Origin of the sequence: Paenibacillus soyae (genome assembly GCF_024623455.1) — a bacterium.
In the GTDB taxonomy this organism is placed as follows: Bacteria; Bacillota; Bacilli; order Paenibacillales; family Paenibacillaceae; genus Pristimantibacillus; species Pristimantibacillus soyae.
Window position 1 is genome coordinate 151,231 of the sequence record NZ_JANIPJ010000008.1, and the last position, 18,184, is coordinate 169,414.

General features: G+C 48.8%; 13 protein-coding genes and 1 pseudogene. 7 read left to right on the forward strand and 7 right to left on the reverse strand.

Annotated features, from left to right (window positions below; genetic code table 11):
* Positions 1 to 2 precede the first annotated feature (2 nt).
* Entirely contained in the window at positions 3 to 3,980 is a 3,978-nt protein-coding gene (locus NQZ67_RS13015) for an HAD family hydrolase (protein ID WP_257446155.1), read from the reverse strand.
* A gap of 11 nt (positions 3,981 to 3,991) precedes the next feature.
* Positions 3,992 to 5,287 (reverse strand): site-specific integrase, encoded by a 1,296-nt coding sequence (locus NQZ67_RS13020; RefSeq protein WP_257446157.1) that lies wholly within the window; start codon positions 5,285 to 5,287, stop codon positions 3,992 to 3,994.
* A 244-nt stretch (positions 5,288 to 5,531) separates the two neighbouring features.
* On the opposite strand from NQZ67_RS13020, the pseudogene NQZ67_RS13025 reads away from it, so the two are divergent.
* Positions 5,532 to 6,407 (forward strand): annotated as a pseudogene (locus NQZ67_RS13025) (AAA family ATPase); the annotation flags it as partial.
* Positions 6,408 to 6,444: 37 nt separating this feature from the next.
* Here the strand turns inward: NQZ67_RS13025 and NQZ67_RS13030 are convergent.
* Together NQZ67_RS13030 and NQZ67_RS13035 are read right to left on the reverse strand one after the other, a co-directional pair.
* Positions 6,445 to 7,530 carry a CopD family protein gene (locus NQZ67_RS13030; RefSeq protein WP_257446160.1) on the reverse strand — a complete coding sequence of 362 codons (1,086 nt, stop codon included), beginning with the start codon at positions 7,528 to 7,530 and terminating at the stop codon, positions 6,445 to 6,447.
* A complete protein-coding gene (locus NQZ67_RS13035) occupies positions 7,527 to 8,102 on the reverse strand; it encodes a copper resistance CopC family protein (protein WP_257446163.1) in 576 nt (191 codons plus the stop codon). Before NQZ67_RS13035 ends, NQZ67_RS13030 begins: the two co-directional genes overlap by 4 nt.
* A gap of 266 nt (positions 8,103 to 8,368) precedes the next feature.
* Here NQZ67_RS13035 and NQZ67_RS13040 point away from each other — a divergent pair, with 266 nt between their 5' ends.
* Complete coding sequence (locus tag NQZ67_RS13040) at positions 8,369 to 9,733, forward strand: hemolysin family protein (protein WP_257446165.1); 1,365 nt, start codon at positions 8,369 to 8,371, stop codon at positions 9,731 to 9,733.
* Between the two features lie 211 nt (positions 9,734 to 9,944).
* Here the strand turns inward: NQZ67_RS13040 and mnmA are convergent, their stop codons facing one another.
* Positions 9,945 to 11,087 (reverse strand): tRNA 2-thiouridine(34) synthase MnmA, encoded by a 1,143-nt coding sequence (mnmA, locus tag NQZ67_RS13045; protein WP_257446167.1) that lies wholly within the window; start codon positions 11,085 to 11,087, stop codon positions 9,945 to 9,947.
* Between the two features lie 142 nt (positions 11,088 to 11,229).
* Between mnmA and cymR the strand changes: the two genes are divergently transcribed.
* The 4 genes from cymR to NQZ67_RS13065 all read left to right on the forward strand — a co-directional run bounded on the left by cymR (position 11,230) and on the right by NQZ67_RS13065 (position 13,815).
* Positions 11,230 to 11,649, forward strand: a complete 420-nt coding sequence (cymR, locus tag NQZ67_RS13050; RefSeq protein WP_257446169.1) for a cysteine metabolism transcriptional regulator CymR — start codon at positions 11,230 to 11,232, stop codon at positions 11,647 to 11,649.
* Positions 11,650 to 11,884: 235 nt separating this feature from the next.
* Positions 11,885 to 13,042 carry a cysteine desulfurase family protein gene (locus tag NQZ67_RS13055; protein WP_257446171.1) on the forward strand — a complete coding sequence of 386 codons (1,158 nt, stop codon included), beginning with the start codon at positions 11,885 to 11,887 and terminating at the stop codon, positions 13,040 to 13,042.
* Positions 13,043 to 13,057: 15 nt separating this feature from the next.
* Positions 13,058 to 13,594 carry a PRC-barrel domain-containing protein gene (locus tag NQZ67_RS13060; RefSeq protein ID WP_257446174.1) on the forward strand — a complete coding sequence of 179 codons (537 nt, stop codon included), beginning with the start codon at positions 13,058 to 13,060 and terminating at the stop codon, positions 13,592 to 13,594.
* Positions 13,595 to 13,614: 20 nt separating this feature from the next.
* Positions 13,615 to 13,815 carry a YrzR-like zinc ribbon domain gene (locus tag NQZ67_RS13065; RefSeq protein ID WP_257446348.1) on the forward strand — a complete coding sequence of 67 codons (201 nt, stop codon included), beginning with the start codon at positions 13,615 to 13,617 and terminating at the stop codon, positions 13,813 to 13,815.
* Between the two features lie 81 nt (positions 13,816 to 13,896).
* Here NQZ67_RS13065 and NQZ67_RS13070 read toward each other — a convergent pair whose 3' ends face one another.
* A complete protein-coding gene (locus NQZ67_RS13070; RefSeq protein ID WP_257446176.1) occupies positions 13,897 to 15,330 on the reverse strand; it encodes an MBOAT family O-acyltransferase in 1,434 nt (477 codons plus the stop codon).
* Between the two features lie 3 nt (positions 15,331 to 15,333).
* The gene (locus NQZ67_RS13075; protein ID WP_257446178.1) at positions 15,334 to 16,416 is read right to left on the reverse strand and encodes a hypothetical protein; all 1,083 of its coding nucleotides are present in this window, start codon (positions 16,414 to 16,416) and stop codon (positions 15,334 to 15,336) included.
* A gap of 238 nt (positions 16,417 to 16,654) precedes the next feature.
* On the opposite strand from NQZ67_RS13075, the gene NQZ67_RS13080 reads away from it, so the two are divergent.
* Positions 16,655 to 17,725 carry an AI-2E family transporter gene (locus tag NQZ67_RS13080; protein WP_257446349.1) on the forward strand — a complete coding sequence of 357 codons (1,071 nt, stop codon included), beginning with the start codon at positions 16,655 to 16,657 and terminating at the stop codon, positions 17,723 to 17,725.
* The last annotated feature ends 459 nt before the right edge of the window (positions 17,726 to 18,184 follow it).

The following is an 18,184-nucleotide window of genomic DNA, read 5'->3' on the forward strand; positions in this document are numbered from 1 at the left end:
TTTTAAACCTCCTCTATTGCTGCAAGTTGGGATTCAATGAATTCTTCCCCACCTGGTATGAAAGACCAAACAAACTCTTCTTCAAATTCTTCCAGTGCCTGAAAGAGTAGATCTAATGTACGTTGAAGCAGAACAAACTCTTTGCGTTTCGCACCTGATTTTATTGTCGAGTTATATTTTTGAATTCGGACTTTTATATCATTCGATAAAGCGGTTAGGGCATATATATTCGGAATCGCAAATGGGCAACTACTACATTTAAATTCAGCACTAGGGCGGTGACATTTTGGGAAAGAAAAACATTGGATTCCCTCGAGTTTACTAGGCATTTCACCTAAATATAATTTTCTAATGTATTCAAAAGCGTGCTCTTTGCTCATATTTTGAATTTGCATAATGATCGTCTTTTTTTCCAATTCCATTGTATCAAGGAAATCGGATAGGGATTCTACTTGATGAGGCAAATATCTCTGTTTTAATTTTATAATGGCCGAGGTTCGGTCTTGCAGCGACTGAGAAGATAATTCTTCCTCACTTAAGACGTCAAGCAATTGATCATAGATATATCCAAATTCGCCGCGTTCAAACATTTGCATGGAAACATCTGAAATTTTTTCAATGTCATGAAGAACATATTCCTTCGTTATGTCTGTCACGTGATTTCGAAGTTTTTGAACTAACTCAAAAGCAGAGTTTCCTTTCCCTTCTTTCTGCTGAATGGAGTAAAAAAGGTGTGTCATTAATGAACGATTCATTTTTAGACTGCTGAACTTAACAGAGCTTTGGTCATTGGCTAACCCATTCTCGAAAAACTCCTCTAACGCGCTTTCGGGGACTCTATTATTGTTTGATCTAAAATTAATTAAGTATGGTCGGTTGAGTTTTTTTCGGTGAAACTCGGCAATCACCATTGCAGTAGCAATCGGTATAACCAAATCTTTGTTGCAAAAAAAATGTCGTCTCATCCCGGTTTTACTAATCACTAATTTAAAATTTTGAAGTTGATTAATGATTGTCTGCGCTTGAGGTAACGTGAGAGTACTAGTCAAAAACCATTGGATTTCTGTAATTCCGATAGCCTCAGGGTAAACTGGAGGAGTCATCATAACATCACTGTGTCTCCAAGCATTGCTTAGATGCATTAACACGTATAAATGAGTAGATGAGTATCTGCTACTCTCAATCGCTTTGATTTGATGGGACTTGAGATTTTTAGTAGCATAATTATATATTGCGATAAATTGGTCAAAGTCATATACATCCTTTTCTTCATATGAAATGGTGCTTAATGGCTTCCTAATATAACTCATTTCATATTTACAAATATGCTTCTCCTTGCAAAACTTTAAAAACTCGTAAAACGTACATTTGATTTTAATTCTTTCATCCGTCTCAATGAAAGACCGAACTTCATCAGTTTCCATCATGAAAATTTCTTTCATTGGAAGCAAAGAAAACAAGGTATGAGTGAATATTACAAGCTCCCGAGCAGATTTTTCTTTGGATAGGACACTTGCTTTTGACAAAGTGAGTTTTCGGACTGCAAACTGTTCTATGAGTTTCTTGGTTTCAGTATGACTTGGATTACAATGATATTCCGAAATATGATGCCTAACATACTCAACTGTATTGCTGAATATAAGGTGAGTTCCATTAAGATTGTTTAACGAATTATTCAAGCGAATATATTTATTTTTTTCCATGTATTCATGAACGCTTGTTTTCAAGAACAATCGCTTGCAATTACCTGCAAAACTTTTGGCTATATAGGGACATTCTATGTGCTCAACTTGTCTATAGATAGAATCGCTAATATTTTGCAACTTTAGAAGTTGAACTGTTTCTTTACTCGTGTAGTAAATCTCACGATAAGTTTGAATTTCTTGCTGAATTCGGACAATTTCTGATTCTGGTACGAACTTCACTTGGTTTCCGATGATTTTATCTGAATCAAAGATAATGTGATACCATTTATAAATTGTTGCCGTTAGTGGTATCCCGAGCATATTTAATGCTTCGTGTATCGGATATGTCTTGATCCGGTGCCTGTTTATAGAATCATTATGAATATATATTAAACCCTTGATTTTCACAGTAAGCCATGATTCTGTAAGCATTCTTTTTTGAAGCTGATATTTGCTCCAATGTAACTCGTTCATTAGTGCTTTGGATTCGGTAAAATCAGATTGTATTCGCTTGAACAGCTGTTCAAGCGATAATTTTGAAACCCACAGTGTGGAACCATCTATCGAATAGTCATTAAATACCTGTAGTTCAATATAGCCTTGAGATTTCAGCGAATAAAGTTGGTCAAATGATTTTACTGCTTTAAAACCAAAGTATTGAATAAGTGCCTGTCGTGCGGAAATGTAGTTCCGTTTTATGTCTTGTTCAAATTCAACATATTTTGCCAAGGATGAAGAATCTATCAGTATCGTTCCCGATTCTTTGACGGTATCCAGTTGTTTGCTTCTAATCAATAGATTTACTTTTTTAGCCGACCAGCCCATTGTCTGCATCACAGTTGTTTTAGACAAAAGCGAGTCGGATTTCTTTAACAGCTCGGTTATTGGGGTGTGAAATTCAGTCGTTAACTCGTCTTTTTTCAAATACACGGTATTTTTAATTTTGATTGTTGTTAGTTTTTTAATTTTTATTCGAAGATGTAGTTCGAAAGGGCTGACATGTAGTTGTTTGGCAACATCATCAAAAGTGGCAAACTCGGTATGAAGTCGCTCAAAGAAAGTTGAGACCGAAACTCTAGAGACCCATTTATTGAATCGTTGAATTGGTTGATCTAATACAATGACTTCTATAAAACCTTGATGTTCGAGCACTTCCACAATATTTGTCTGAGTCTTTTTGTACCCGAGATGGTCGATTATTAGCTCATTAGGGGTCATATATTGTTCTGAAATATTTTTTTCGAATTGTTTGTAAGCTAAAACGGATTCACGTGTCACCCTTAAACCTTCAATTGTAGCTACCTTTTCCAAATGCCCTTTAATTATTAATTGAGTAACCTTAGCTGAGTGCCAGCCCGTAAGATCAGTGGTTTCTTGTTTGGACAAGTAGAGATGGTGATCAATGGTATTCTTATTGGTATTCTTTTTTGAATTTACAGCGCAAGTATTTAAGTGATGATGAAGACTTGTTCTTAGATAAAGTTTTTTAGTTCTCGGAGCGAAGCTTTTGGCAATGAGCGGAGTCGCAATCGATTCCACACTTTTGATAATAACGACTGATTTACCATGAGATCGAATGATTGCTTCAGCTTCATCGAGAGTGTAATATTGGTCGCGTAATGAGTGGATTTCTTTTTGAACACGTATAACTTCCTCGAGGGCAAAATATTTGGTTGCATGGTCAGAACCGATTACATCTTGAAAGATGCCAGAATAACCGTAGTATTGAAAGAAATTTTTAGGGAGATGCAATAGTTGGACGACTTCATCTGCGGTAATCCGATCGACAGAGTGAATTTTAAGGTTATTTTTCAGTATGAAGTATTTCTTGCCTAATGTAATTGTAGGGATTTGCTCTTTCGAAATACGATACGTGAGCTGATTTTTACTCAGGTTGAACTCGATCAATGCATCTTTAAACTCTATGTATTCCGTCTCCAATAACTGACTAAACAAGGATAATGATTGTTTTGATACCCATAGTTTATGAGAATTCACCTTGTAGGGTAGTTCCTTTAAAACTATAAATCCTTGATCCCTTAGAGAATAAAGAATATTGTGCGAGCTAGAACCGTGGTATCCGAAATGATTTTTTAATGTCGTTCTCGCTGGACTGAAATGTTCAAGTAACTCTTTTTCGAAAAGTAAATAATGTTCTAATTGATTGACTGGAATTAAAGTGCCACTTTGAGATTCAATTGGGCTAATGATTCCATCACGAAACAATCGCTTTATCTTCTGGTAGGACCAACCAAGCTCACGAAGCACGACATGAAGAGGACGATTTTCTGCCATTGTACCTTCCTTTAAATGTGGACTATAATATTATTGTTCAATTGTTCACGTTCCTGATTGCTTTGAGAAGAATCGGGATTGCAGAATTCTTTGGAGTACGCTACTTTTAGCTTCTCTTTATGTGAGCTGCTATACATATCTTCAAGACCCTGTTGAACTTCATTGGTAACTCTCATTAGAGACATATATTCCAAGGCTGCATCCAGTGACTTGTCTCCACGTAATAATGCTAATTCCATTGGGGATTTTACAACACGTGCCATCAAATTTGTATATATTCCTCGGCCAATATGAGTGCTCCAGTTGTACTTTTGAATGGTTGAAAGGTAAGGAGAACGCATCTTAATAAGTTTTTTTATAAATGCCTTTTTCACCTTTTGAAATCTTCTTTCATAGACAGCTCCGCTCATAGGGTTATTATTTTGGTCAAGAAAAATAGGTTGCAATTTGTGATTGCATTTTGCTTTATCAAGACGAGCAAGCAATTGCTTGTAGATAATTGGTAAGGTAACGATTACTTGTATTGGTTGTGTCCGTGGGTTTTTTACTTGACTCTTACTGAGATCCGACAGATGGTTAAATAACTCTGGCCTATCATTGATTACTACTTTCATTCCCTTACTTCCAAAGTTCCCCTTTGCATGGATGCTCGCTCGATTCAGATTAACGACCTCGCCTTTTCTTAATCCGCCAAAAATTTGCAAATAGATTCCAAAAGCAATGTCCGGTGCAATCTCCATTGCAGTGTCCACAAAAAGTTGAATGAGGCTTAAATCAGGGAAATCAGTGATCTTGCTCATCTCAGCGTTGTCCTCCTCTGGAAGCGCAAGTCCCTCTTCAATAAAGGGGGAAACAGGAATCTCTTTCCCAGCCATATTCGTCTTAAGTCGAACCTTCATGGATTCAGGCAGGATCTTCTTTCTATATAGAAAATAGTAAAATTCAGTTAGATAACGGTCGGCTCCCATTACAGTAGACCGCTTGTTGTTTCTCGCCATTCCCAGGTATTCTAAATAATCTCTCCCATGATGTATCCTCAAGTCTTCGAAGGATTGCAGTCCGTATTCATCACACATTTCAATCAGCAGCCAATTTAGGAAACGCTTGATTGCTTCAGCTGGAGCTTTTTGCGTATTGTTGTTGCTGCCCTCAGCGTATCTGGATCGTATGAACTCTGTCACTGGGTGTGTAACTAAAAACAAAGTCTTCTTGTCTTGTATAGCAATAGTCATATAACTTCTCAATCGGTTATTGTGCAGTACTTTTACTTCTCTAGTCACAAAAGTATACCGTTTATTCGGATGCAAAGATTTATCCTCCGGTCACAAATTGGCATATAAGATTATTATAAAAACTAATTAATAAGGTATCAATCCTTATTCTCAAAAAAAGGATTCTTTCTAAGGCGTGAATATAATGTTTTAAATTATTATTTCTCATCATGAATAAATGGAGTATAAATCAAATGCTCACTAATCTTAGAGATTACAGGCGTTATAAGAAGCGACATCGCCCCCCATGTATTATTTCTCTCATTACCGTGCATATAAGACCGAGAATCCGTTCCATCACGTGAATGGAGCGTTGCTGTCGAGATCGACGTTATTCCAGCTGGAAGCGCTGGAGGAGAAGCATTCGCTCGAAGCGATGCGCAGGGCGATCGCCGATGCGGGGCGCGGGCTCGGCTTCATGAAGCTGCATGTCGAGGAGGAGGCGCTGGCTCATATCGCCGCGATGTCGGGCGGCGACATTAGGCGCTCGCTGAACGCGCTGGAGCTGGCGGCGGTGACAACGCCGTCCGAGCCGGACGGAAGCGTCCGTATCACGCTGGAGGTTGCGCAGGAGTCGGTGCGCAAGCCTTCCATCCGCGCGGACCTCTCGACGCAGTACGACGTGTTGTCCGCATTCCATAAGAGCGTGCGCGGCTCCAGCGACGCCGCTCTGTTCTGGTTCTTGTACGCGGTCGAGCGGCTCGGCATGGATCCGATGACGTTCCTGCGCCGGCTAATCGTCGCGTGCAGCGAGGATATCGGGCTCGCGAATCCGCAGGCGATGGTGCAAGCCGTGACGGCGATGGACGCCTATCATAAGATTGGATGGCCGGAGGCCAAATATAATATTTCCCAGGCTATATTATTCGCCGTCGAAAGCCCGAAGTCGAACGCCACGGCGATCGCGATCGGCAATGCAATGGCTGCCATCGAGCGGAGCGGCAATTTGGAGGTCCCACTCCATCTCCGCGACACCCACTACAAGGGTGCGGCGCAGCTCGGGCATGAGGGGTACAAGTACCCGCACGACTACCCGAATCATTACGTGAAGCAGCAGTATTTGCCCGATTCGCTTGCCCATGCGGCCTTCTACAAGGCAACGGAGCAGGGGATGGAGGATAAAATCAAACAAAACCAGCAGCGTCGCTTAAGGTGACGCTGCTGGTTTTGTTGTTAGGTGAAAATTCGAAGGCTTATGCGACCGCAAACATGAGGCCGAAATAAGCAAATACGGTTACCAGCACCCCGAGCAGGAACGCCGGCAGCAGCCGGTTCAGACGGAACGTCCACACGGCGCCGATCGCGACGAGCGCCGCGGCCGCGAGCATGAGCAGGCTTTCCATTTGGAACGAAAGCCGCAATGAAAGATCGGGACTGAACGAGTCTTTGTATAACCAGGTAAACAATGGAGATGGCGATGTTGTCTGCAGCGTCTCCTTCACCGTGTGCGGCGGAGCCTGCTGTCCCAGAAAGGCGGTAGCCGCGAGCACGAGCAGGGCAAAACCGCCTTCGACTCGAAGCCATTTCATCGGCTTGAAATCGGAACGCTTTGCGGCAATCGACTTGTATAAGAAGCCGTTCGTATAAGCGAAGAGCAGCAGCGGAACGATCAGCAAATGTTTGACGAGCAGCGCCTGGCCGTAAGGGAGCATCCAGGAATTCACGTATTCCGGCGTCGTGAACGTCATCAGCGTAATGCCGGCCAGCAAAGTGACGGTAACGCAGACGATCGCTACGGGCGAGAACCAGCGCAGGAACGCGGGCCAGTTATCATCGCTGCGGCTGAACCAGCCCGCGACGAACAATATGCCGATCCAAATCGAGAAGGCCAGAAAATGAGTGCTATGCACGACTAACCCTTTGAGCGAGCTCAAAGAAGAAGCGTGGCTCGCGTATCCGAGCCAGACGATGAGCAGCAAGGTCACGAACATGGCTACCTTAGGCATGTGCTTGTCGTCGCGGAAGGCTTTGACTCCCAGCAGCACCGCGAGTCCGACCGAGCCGAGCGCGGTCCATATCCACGCTTTGCCGACGTTGACATCCAGCAGGATGCTCTTCAGCATTTCGCTATAGGAGAGGTCGAAGTCCTTCGCGTACAAACTCGCGAGCTGATGAACGGGCACGAAAGACAGCAGCGGGATGGCGATCGCGCAAGCGAGCAGCAAGGCGTCCGGAACGTGAATGGCAGGCTTGCTGCGCTTGGGTACGATACGGAGCAGCAGCGAGCCCGTCAATATCGCGAAGCATACATAGAGCAGACCTTCGCTTACGTACGTCATGGCTTGCGTCTCCTAAGCATGATGACAAGCACCGCACCGACTGCCGCGATGCCTACAACGGCCGCCAGTGGCGAGGAAGTCAGGCTTTTGAGCGGATCTTCTTCCGATTCCGGTTCGCTCGCCGCTTCCGACGGCGCCGGTGTAACCGAAGCTTCGGGGGATGGAGCAACGGTTGGTTCGGCGGACGGGGCCTGAGAAGGTGCTTCGGAAGGCGCGACGGGCGCTTCCACGGTAAAGGAATATTCGCCTTCGACGGCATGGCTGTCGGCGCCGATAATGGTCCATTTGACGGTATAAGCGCCATTCTCCAGAGGCGTTGGAACGGTACCGGTCATGGTATCGCCATTGACATTGGAATCTCCGGTTTCGATCTCTTGACCAGCTTCGTTAAACAATTTGAAATTGCTAATTTTTTCTATTTTTGTGTTGAATACCATTTCGATGGTTTGCGGCGAAGCGTCGACCTTGGAACTGACGGCCGGAGTGGCGCTTTCGAGCTTGGAATGGGCCATGGCCGTCGCGGGAAACACGCAGACCATTGCCGCGATGAGAATGAGCATAAGACGTTTCATATCGGTTATTCCTCCATGTGTGTTAGTGAACCGCTCTGTCTGCATTATATCAGATTATGAGAAGAGGCCGCTTTCCAATCTTAGAACATATCGTTGCGGAGATTTGAACGTTTCATGACTTTCTCCCGCATAACGGTTAAGCTCTCTCGAATACAATTTATGTAAAGAACGCAGAGCTTCCGGTAAGCTTGTCCGCAAAAGGGAGGTGCGCCTGCCGTCGCAGCAGCCGGAAGCGCGGCGATTGGCAGGGGGCGTTGGGGGAATATATGCCGATTGGCTTTTCGCTTACGTTGGTTGTGTTACTTGTCGGCTTGAACGGATTTTTTGTGGCGGCGCAGCATGCTCTTACTATGGCAAGGATCCATCGGCTCGAGCAGCTGGCCAAATCCGGCGGGACCAAAGCGAGGCGGGCAAAAATCATATTGGACCGGCTGAATCTGTATATGACCCTTTGCCAGCTCGGAGTAACCGCCGCATCCATTGGTCTCGGATGGATCGGGGCGGCCGCGGCTTCGCGTCAGCTTGCGCCTTGGATGGCTTCAACATGGTCGTTAACCGCTCCCATCCCCGGTCTGATCGCTTTCCTCCTCTCCTTTTCCAGTATCGTTATCCTTCATCTCTTCTTAGGCGAGCTCGTGCCAAGATCGGTCGCCAGGCGCAGGGCCGAGAGGACCGCGATCGCGGCCGCCAAACCCCTTCATCTGCTCTATCTGCTCTGTCTGCCGGTCGTGTGGCTCGTCGACCTGATCGCGTCGCGTTTGCTCTCCATGCTCGGAATCGTGCCCGTAACTGCCAATGAAGCTGCGCATACGGAAGAGGATTTGCGGGATATGCTCAAAGAAAGCCACAGAAGCGGCCATATCGACCAGACGGAGCTGACGCTCGTGGACAATATTTTCGAATTCGCCGAGACGACGGCCAAGGAGATCATGATTCCTCGCACCGAGATGATCTGCTTGCATTCCGGACTGTCTCTTCAGGCGAACAAAACGATCGCGATCGAATATATGCGAACCAGGTATCCCGTATGCGAGACGGACAAAGACAATATCATCGGCTTCGTCCATATTAAGGACCTCCTTAAAGCCTCGGCCAGAACGGCGGAAAGCATCGTGGAATTAACCCGGCCGGTCACATCGGTTCCGGATTCGATCCCAATCAGCGCCTTGCTCAAGCTGATGCAGAAGAAAAAAACGCAGATCGCGATATTGATAGACGAATACGGGGGCACCTCCGGCTTGGTCACGCTGGAGGATATTATGGAAGAGATCGTCGGCGACATTAAGGACGAATTCGACCCCGATATCGCTTCGATATTGAAAAACGAAGACGGAACCTTCAGCGTCAGCGGCCTGATGCTGATCGAAGAGGTGAATGGCTTCTTCGGCACCGCGATCGACACGGACGATTACGATACGATCGGGGGGTGGATCTACTCCCGCATCGAATTTCCCCCGGCCAAAGGACAATCCGTATATTACGATGGCAAATACGAGTTTCATATCGAGGAGATGCAGCATCTTCGCATTACGAGGATCCGGATCGTTCCGAAGTCCGAGCATGGATCGGCCGGGGAACGGGCGGGCGAACACAGCAAAGGGCTCGACGGGAGACGCACCATCTCCGATTGAGCCCTTAGAGGTTGTTCAAAAAGTCCACTTTGATCACGATGTATACCTGGAAGCTTACTCGACATCGAATATTGAATTCAGCCGAAACCTCCGATGCTCACGTAGTCAACACTACGCTCCGCTTCTCACTTTCTAGCTTTATCCAATCTTCTCGGTGCTGAAAGCGGACTTTTTGAACTTGCAACTTATGAGGTTGTTCAAAAAACTACCGTTAAATCGCCGTCTCGGCGTGTACCTTGTTCACGATATCGATCGTGCCTCCGCCGAGACAGACCTCGCCGTCGTAGAAGACGACGGCTTGTCCCGGCGTGACGGCCTTCTGCGGCTTGTCGAACACGACGAGAGCGGTGCCGTCCGGCTGAATCGTTACGGTTACGCCTTGATCCGGCTGACGATAACGGAATTTGGCCATGCACTTGATCGGTCCCGAGCGGTCCTCGGCCGGCAGAATCCAATTCAAGCCGCTGGCGACCAAGCTTTCCGAGTAGAGGCTCGGATGACCTTCGCCCTGCACGACGTACAGGATGTTCTGCTCCAGATCCTTATCCGCGACGAACCACGGCTCGCCCGAGCCGGTTCCGGAGCCGCCGATGCCGAGTCCTTGCCGTTGACCGAGCGTGTAATACATGAGCCCGTCGTGGCGGCCTTTCTTCTCGCCGGTCCGAATATCGACCATATCCCCCGGACGCGCCGGCAAATATCCGCTGAGGAATTCCTTGAAGTTGCGCTCCCCGATGAAGCAGACGCCCGTGCTGTCCTTCTTCTTGGCGGTATGGAGTCCGGCTTCCTCCGCGATGCGGCGCACCTCCGGCTTCGGCAGATGGCCGATCGGGAACATCGCTTTGGCGAGCTGCTCTTGGCCCAGCGCGCTGAGGAAATACGTCTGGTCCTTGCCCGCGTCGACGCCTCTCAGAAGCTTCGTTACCCCGCTGCCGTCCCGCTCGACTCTCGCGTAATGCCCCGTAGCCAAATAATCGGCGTCCAGCTCGAGCGCCTTGTTCAGGAAGTCCCCGAACTTGATTTCTCGGTTGCACATGACATCCGGATTCGGCGTGCGGCCGCGCTTGTACTCGTCGAGGAAGTACGTGAACACTTTGTCGAAATATTGCTTCTCGAAATTCACGGTATAATAAGGGATGCCGATTTGGTCGCAGACTCGGCGCACGTCCTCGGAGTCTTCCTCCGCGGTGCAGTGGCCGAATTCGTCGGTATCGTCCCAGTTCTTCATGAAGATGCCGATGACGTCATAGCCTTGCTGCTTCAGCAGCAGCGCGGTGACGGAGGAATCGACGCCGCCCGACATGCCGACGACGACTCTTGTTTCGGAAATCGATTTGCTCATTTGTCCCACCATCCAGTCTTTGAAACTCCCATCATTGTATCATACGCGCAAAAGTTTTTCATGAAGATGCCAAGCTTTTTGCACACGTTCCGCGGCGTATATGTTAACATAGAAGGATGATGGGAATACAGTGATTTATAAGTGAGGTGCCCTTTTGAAAATTTCAACGAAAGGCCGTTACGGCCTTACTATTATGATGGAACTAGCGGCGAAGTACGGAGAAGGTCCGATTTCATTGAAGAGCATCGCGGAGAGGAACCAGCTCTCCGAGCATTATTTGGAGCAGCTGGTCGCGCCGCTTCGCAACGCCGGACTCGTGAAGAGCATCCGTGGCGCATACGGCGGATACATATTATCCAAGGAACCGGCGGAAATTACTTCCGGAGATATCATCCGTATTCTGGAGGGCCCGATCTCGCCTGTCGATTTCACGGAGGAAGACGATCCCGCGAAGCGCAATCTATGGCTGCGCATCCGCGACAGCATAGCCGAGGTGCTCGACTCCACGACGCTCGAGAATCTCATCACGTACAAAGAGGAAGAGACGAAAGACAGCTACATGTTCTACATTTAAAGGTAGTTCAAAAAGTCCAATCTTGATCACGAAGTATCTCTTGGAGCCTATCCATCATCGAATCTTGAATTCAGCCGGAACTTCCGGTGCTCACGTAGCTTCCAGCTACGCGGATGCTTTCGAAGTCGTTTTCTTCGAAAACGTGGACCGCTCCTCATTTCCTAGCTTTATTCAACCTTCTCGGTGCTGAAGATCGGACTTTTTGAACTTGAATTTATGATGAGAGTTGATGGTTATGATGAAACACTATTTCGACCATGCCGCGACAACCCCCATGCATCCAGAGGTCATCCAGACGATGGTGGAGCTCATGCAAGGGCCGGGCGGCAACGGCTCCAGCGTTCACGCGTATGGCCGCGCCGCCAAAGGGCAGCTCAGCCGTGCGCGTGATCTTATTTCGGCGGCGGTCGGCTGCAAGCCCGGCGAGCTTCTGTTCACCTCGGGCGGGACGGAGAGCGACAACGCCGCGATTATAGGAGCCGCCAGAGAACAGCGCAAGAAAGGGAAAAACCATATCATTACGACCGCGGCCGAGCATCATGCCGTTCTGCATACCTGCGAATGGCTAGCCGAGCAAGAGGGGTTCTCGCTCACCGTCCTGCCGGTCGACGGGCTCGGACGCGTCCGCCCGGAGCAAGTGCAAGAGGCGATGAGACCCGAGACCGCGGTCGTCAGCATCATGCACGGCAACAACGAAGTCGGAACGATTCAGCCGATCGAAGCGATCGGCGAAATCGTACAGTCGAACGGAGCCGTGTTCCATGTCGACGCAGTGCAGACGCTGGGACATCTCGAATACCGGCTTTCGGAGCTTCCCGTTCATATGATGAGCTTCTCCGCCCACAAAATAAACGGGCCGCAAGGCGTAGGGGCGCTGTACATCGCGTCCGGGACGCCGTTCGAGCCGCTTCTGCACGGCGGATCCCAGGAGCGCAAGCGCAGGGCGGGCACGGAGAACGTGGCCGGCATCGCCGGTTTCGCGAGAGCTGTTGACATTTGTGTGAACGAACGAAAAAAAAGGCAACCTTTTTTGGACAAGCTTCGTACTAGATGGATAGAGCTGCTGCAAGAAGGAATTTCCGGCGGAAACGTCATCGTTAACGGTGATTCCCGCAGCACCTTGCCTCATATCGCGAACATCAGCTTCCCCGGACTCCACACGGAGACGCTGCTGATGAAGCTTGATATCGCAGGAATCGCGGCGGCGAGCGGATCCGCTTGCACGTCCGGTTCCCTTGAGAAGTCCCACGTGCTTAGCGCGATGGGACTGTCGGAGGATCGGCTGGATTCAGCCGTAAGATTTAGCTTTGGATTGGGGAATACTTTGGAAGAGCTTGAGAGCGCGGCTCCCATCGTCGCCGATATTGTGAATCGGCTTCGGAGCCAAGGTTAGGAGGCTACTTCCAAAGTGGTGAAACTGCAGCAGCTTATTGGTCTGCCCATCATCGTCATTCATACCGGCAAGCGGATCGGAACGGTGAAGGACGCCTGGTTCGACGAGCATTGGAGGCTGAAGGGCTTGATCGTCGAATTCGCCAAATGGTTCGCGTCGAAAGCGAGAATTATCGCCTGGAGCGACGTGCTTAGCTGCGGCGAAGACGCGGTCATGATCTCGGGGGAGGACGCCGTTATCCCGATGAAACGGAGCCAAGTAAGGCGCGCGTTTTACACCGGAATCGTGAAACTTAAGGATATTCCGGTCGTTACGGTGCATGGCGAGCAGTTAGGTTTGTTGTCGGATGTTTATTTTTACCCATTACAGGGTACACAAATAGTAGGCTATGAGCTTACTGACGGATTTATATCGGATCTGATGGAAGGGCGTAAATGGCTGAAGGCGCCGAGTGATCCGGAAATGGTATTGCTCGGGGAAGACGCGATTATCGTTCCTGCTGTCAGTGAAGCGGAATTGGAGCCTGTCGCTGCTTCCAATTTCAGAGGATAGGGAGAATGGATGATATGAGTATGATGAGATGTCCGAATTGCAATTCGAAAGATATCGGGAAGATCGGTTCCCACCAATTTTATTGCTGGGGCTGCTTTATTGAGCTGACGGTGAACGGGGATAAGATGTCGGTCTACCAAGTGGAAGAAGACGGCACGCTGAGCTCGCTCGACGATTTGTTTTTCGAGGACGAAATTCCTACGCAGGTGCATTTGAATTGACGACGCTAACTTTGCGGATATAAGGATCAAGAAGAAAGACGGCCGGGCGGCCGTCTTTTTTGCGTGCGTTCATACCTGCGTTTAGAACTGGAAGTATATAAAGCTGCTGCTCTCTCCTTTGAAGAGATAGGCCAGCAGGACGGTCGCGATGATGGTGTAGACGGCGCCGCGAACAACGAACGGTACCCGAATCCGCCAAGCCTGAATGAATTTGCCGAATCGGGACACGATGAATGATTCCGCCAGATGCAAGCCGTACAGCGCGACAACGACGAGCAGAAGCTTTTTGGTTTCTTCCGTGAGCTGGATATGATGGATGGCCGCCATTTGCTTCAGCATATACATTGCTTCCTGCATGCCGTCTGCGCGGAAGAATACCCATCCTACGACCGTGAGGTGGAAGAAGACGATAACCGCCCCGATCTTATACACGCGGGTTGCGGTCCACGCTTCGACCTTGCGGCCCTTAAGCAGTCTGCGGTACAATCGATGACCCGCCGACAATACCCCGTGATAAACGCCCCATAGGATAAACGTCCATGCGGCTCCATGCCACAGGCCGGAAATCGCCATCGCGGCAATGAGATTGCAGTAGATGCGCCAGTTGGCTACTCGGGATCCGCCCAACGGAATAAAGATATAGTCGCGGATCCATTGGGAGAGGGTAATATGCCATCTTCTCCAGAACTCGTTCGGATTCGCGCTCAAATACGGCGTCTTGAAGTTCAGATCCAGCTTGAGGCCGAGCAGAAAACCGATGCCGACGGCCATCTCGCTATAGGCCGAGAAATCAAAATAAATCTGGAAAGCGAAGAGATAGGCGGCCGTCCAGGCTTCTCCCCCGGTCAACGTGCCGGCCCGGCCGAAATATTCGTTGACGTAAGGCGCGATAAACTCGACGATGACCAGCTTCTTTGTTAGCCCGAGCAGGAGGAACGCAATTCCGAGCTTAAACCGCCTGTCAATGAAGGAGACGTTCTCGATCCGTCGAAGCTGCGGCAGAAAATCGTTGCCGCGGAGAATCGGCCCCGCCGCCGAATGCGCGAACAGCGAGATGAACACCCAGAACTCTAGCAGAGAACGGCTCGGCTCGAGCTTCTTGCGGTATACGTCCACCAAGTAGGCGATGAGCTGGAAGGAATAGAAGGAGATGCCGATCGGCAGCAAGATCATTCTGTCGTCCAGGAAGGTGCCGGCAAAATCGAATTCGATCCCAAGCGCCCGTTCGATATTTTCGATTAAAAAGATCGTATATTTGAAAAAAAACAAATTGCCGAGCACGACGGCAAGTCCGCCCGCCAAAGCAAGCTTGCCTCTCGAGCCGCCAAGTCCTTTGGATATCGCGTACACGATCGCCACGATACCGGCAAACAGAAGGAAATAGCCGACGCCCGCATAAGCGTAGAACGCCGCGTTCGCAACGGCAAGCACGTACATCCGCAGCCTCGGAAAAGCGTAGTAGAGCGCCACGACCGCCGCCAAAAAAATAAAAAACGTTACGGAATTAAAAAGCATCGATTAGTTCACCTCGCCGTTCCATGCCTGCCATAACAGCTGCGCAAGCTTCTGGTTGCCTTCCTTTGTTAAATGGACATGATCCGTGAACATGTCGGACGGGATAGACTCTTGCAGATTCAAATAGATGGCCTCGGTCTCGGCGAAATAGCTTTCGAGCTTCCGCAGGTTGTCTTGGTAGCCCGGATTGGCGATTTCCTTTTTGGACAGCTCGCCGTTCGCGCTGTTGATAAAGACCAGAGTTTTTTTGCCTTCCTGATGCTCCATGATCCGGTTCATAAAGAACACGCCCCAGTTTTCTTCCGACATGACGAAAGGCTTCGGGTTGAAGAAGTTCAAATACTGAGGATCCTGCAGCTTCTTTTCGGTATATTTTTTTTCAAACCACGGTCTCGGATCGCCTAGAAGATCGGTACCGTCTTTCTGCTCTTCGTAATGGCTGACGATCGCATCCTTATATCGGTACAAGGGAAGGAGGCTTAGCGCCTGGTGCAAATATTTGGTCTCGGCATACTCCCATCCCGTCCGGTATTCGTACCCGTTATGGACGAGCTGCGAGCGGGCCTTGCCGAAGGCTTCGGAATCGAGCTCACGTAAATAATCGCCCAGCCAGAACACGGCCCGGGGGCCGTTCACCCTCTCTACGAAAGCCGAATAAGAGAGGCCGATTACGAGATTGTCCGTTCGAATGCCCTTGCGATCGAGCATCAGAAGCAAGGTATAGATGTCGCCGGGCTGCATGGATGGTGCCGATAGATTGAACACGACCTGCTCTCCGGATAATTCGTTTATATATTTGCCTAGCGAATGGTCGGATTTTTCGTTGGTGCCCCACGCGACGGAATTGCCGACGAGAATGATATAATCCTGCAAATTCTCCTTCTCGATCGTATTCGAGATTTCATCGATGACGACCTCGATCGACTGCTGGTTATCCAGGAACATATTGTAATTAAGCCTGAAGTGGTATACGGTGTCCAGCTTCACATATAGGCTGATTCCTATCTGGAGCGCGATGAATAATACAGCAGTCCAGATTGCCGTACGTATGAATGCCAATCTTCTCTTCTTGCGAAGGCCGCTCATGTTGATTTCCCCTTATCCTATCAATCTGCTGCTTCTACAAAATTCTCCATAATTTCACATGCCATAGTATAGCAGGATGCGATTATCAAAATCTACTACATTTGGGAACGAGCGTGCCGCTATATTTAAAGATTTCGTATTCGTTCGGCCGGAAGGATGTTTGGCAAAGGTTGTACATATACTAGAACAGTCGATATACCGCGTTATTGAGTGAGGCTTTGCTGTGGGGGTGAAAAGAGTGGAACGGTTCACGGGCAACCGATTTTTTGTTTGGCTTATTTATTTGATACTCGGTCTAATCGCCGTCTACTTTCTGATGCTGCTTAAACCGTTGATCGTAACGATTTACGATTTTTTGAAGGCCGTTCTCGGGCCGTTCATTATTGCCATGATCATATCCTACGTGCTAAATCCGATCGTAACCTTGCTTCACGAGCGGAAGGTGCCTCGGACGGTGGCGGTGCTGCTCATCTACGCGGTGTTCTGCGCGGCATTGACCGTCCTGCTCGTGAATATCATCCCGATGTTCGTCGAACAGGTACAGGAATTCAATCGGCATATTCCGGAGTTGTCCATGCGCGCGCAAAACTTGGTGACGGATATCAACAACACTTCTTTTCTGCCGGACAGCTTCCGGGACGGCGTGGACAAAGCGCTCATCGGCATGGAGAAGAGGGTGTCGGAGGCGCTCTTCGACTTCGTCAACAATATCGGTAACGTCTTGAACGCGGTGTTTGTTGCGTTCATCATCCCGTTTCTTGCTTTCTATATTCTGAAGGATTTCGACGTGTTCGAGAGGACGGTCATCACGTACGTGCCGAAATCCCACCGGAAGAACACGGTCCGTCTGATGAAGGATATCGATCATGCGCTTGGAAGCTATATTCGCGGCCAGTTTCTCGTCTGTCTCATCGTCGGAATTTTGGCGTATTGCGGCTATCTGCTGATCGGCATGCCTTACGCGCTGCTGCTTGCGGGAATCGTGGCCATCACGAACGTCATTCCGTATATGGGGCCTTTCTTTGGCGCCGCTCCGGCACTGCTTATGGCCTCGACCGTGTCGCTGAAAATGATGGTGATGGTGGCTATCGTCAATACCGCCTGCCAAATCCTCGAAGGCAACGTCATCTCGCCGCAGGTCGTAGGCCGGACGCTGCATATGCATCCGCTGCTCATCATCTTCGCGCTGCTCGTGGGAGGAGAAATCGCCGGCATCATCGGCATGATTCTGGCGGTGCCGATATTCGCGGCCTGCAAGGTCATTATTCAGCACATGTTCGCTTATTACGTCAGAAGGAAGATCATTTGACAGCTTCTGGAGCGATGGATATAATTTGAACTATATGTTTAAGTTCAAGATCAAAAATTCAATTTTCAGCACCGAGAAGATCGGATGAAGCTAGGAAATGAGGAGCGGAGCGTAGTGGAGCTACGTGAGCACCGGAAGTTCCGGCTGAATTCGATATTCGATGTTGAGTAGCTCCCTGAAACGCTTCGTGATCAAAATTGGATTTTTTGAACTACCTCTAATATGTGCAAAAGCGATGACGAATTGAAGTAAGCCAGTGCCCGCCATCCAGAGAGAACGCTCCTTCGCAAGCCGAGCAAGCATTCGGCGCGGGAAGGCTGTGAGAGCGTTTATGCGAAGATTGGCCGAAAGCTCTTTTCGGAGCGTGAACGAACTTCACCGGCTGGACCCGTTATCGTCCTCGAAGGAGATTGCCCGCGCGAAGCGCGAGCGATAACCAGGGTGGTACCGCGAAAATCG

Coding starts and splice junctions, on each gene's coding strand:
- NQZ67_RS13040 (WP_257446165.1), top strand. CDS start 8,369: ATGCCGATTGGCTTTTCGCTTACGTTGGTTGTGTTACTTGTCGGCTTG.
- NQZ67_RS13065 (WP_257446348.1), top strand. CDS start 13,615: ATGATGAGATGTCCGAATTGCAATTCGAAAGATATCGGGAAGATCGGT.
- NQZ67_RS13015 (WP_257446155.1), bottom strand. CDS start 3,980: ATGGCAGAAAATCGTCCTCTTCATGTCGTGCTTCGTGAGCTTGGTTGG.
- NQZ67_RS13075 (WP_257446178.1), bottom strand. CDS start 16,416: ATGAGCGGCCTTCGCAAGAAGAGAAGATTGGCATTCATACGTACGGCA.
- NQZ67_RS13030 (WP_257446160.1), bottom strand. CDS start 7,530: ATGACGTACGTAAGCGAAGGTCTGCTCTATGTATGCTTCGCGATATTG.
- NQZ67_RS13070 (WP_257446176.1), bottom strand. CDS start 15,330: ATGCTTTTTAATTCCGTAACGTTTTTTATTTTTTTGGCGGCGGTCGTG.
- NQZ67_RS13055 (WP_257446171.1), top strand. CDS start 11,885: ATGATGAAACACTATTTCGACCATGCCGCGACAACCCCCATGCATCCA.
- mnmA (WP_257446167.1), bottom strand. CDS start 11,087: ATGGTGGGACAAATGAGCAAATCGATTTCCGAAACAAGAGTCGTCGTC.
- NQZ67_RS13035 (WP_257446163.1), bottom strand. CDS start 8,102: ATGAAACGTCTTATGCTCATTCTCATCGCGGCAATGGTCTGCGTGTTT.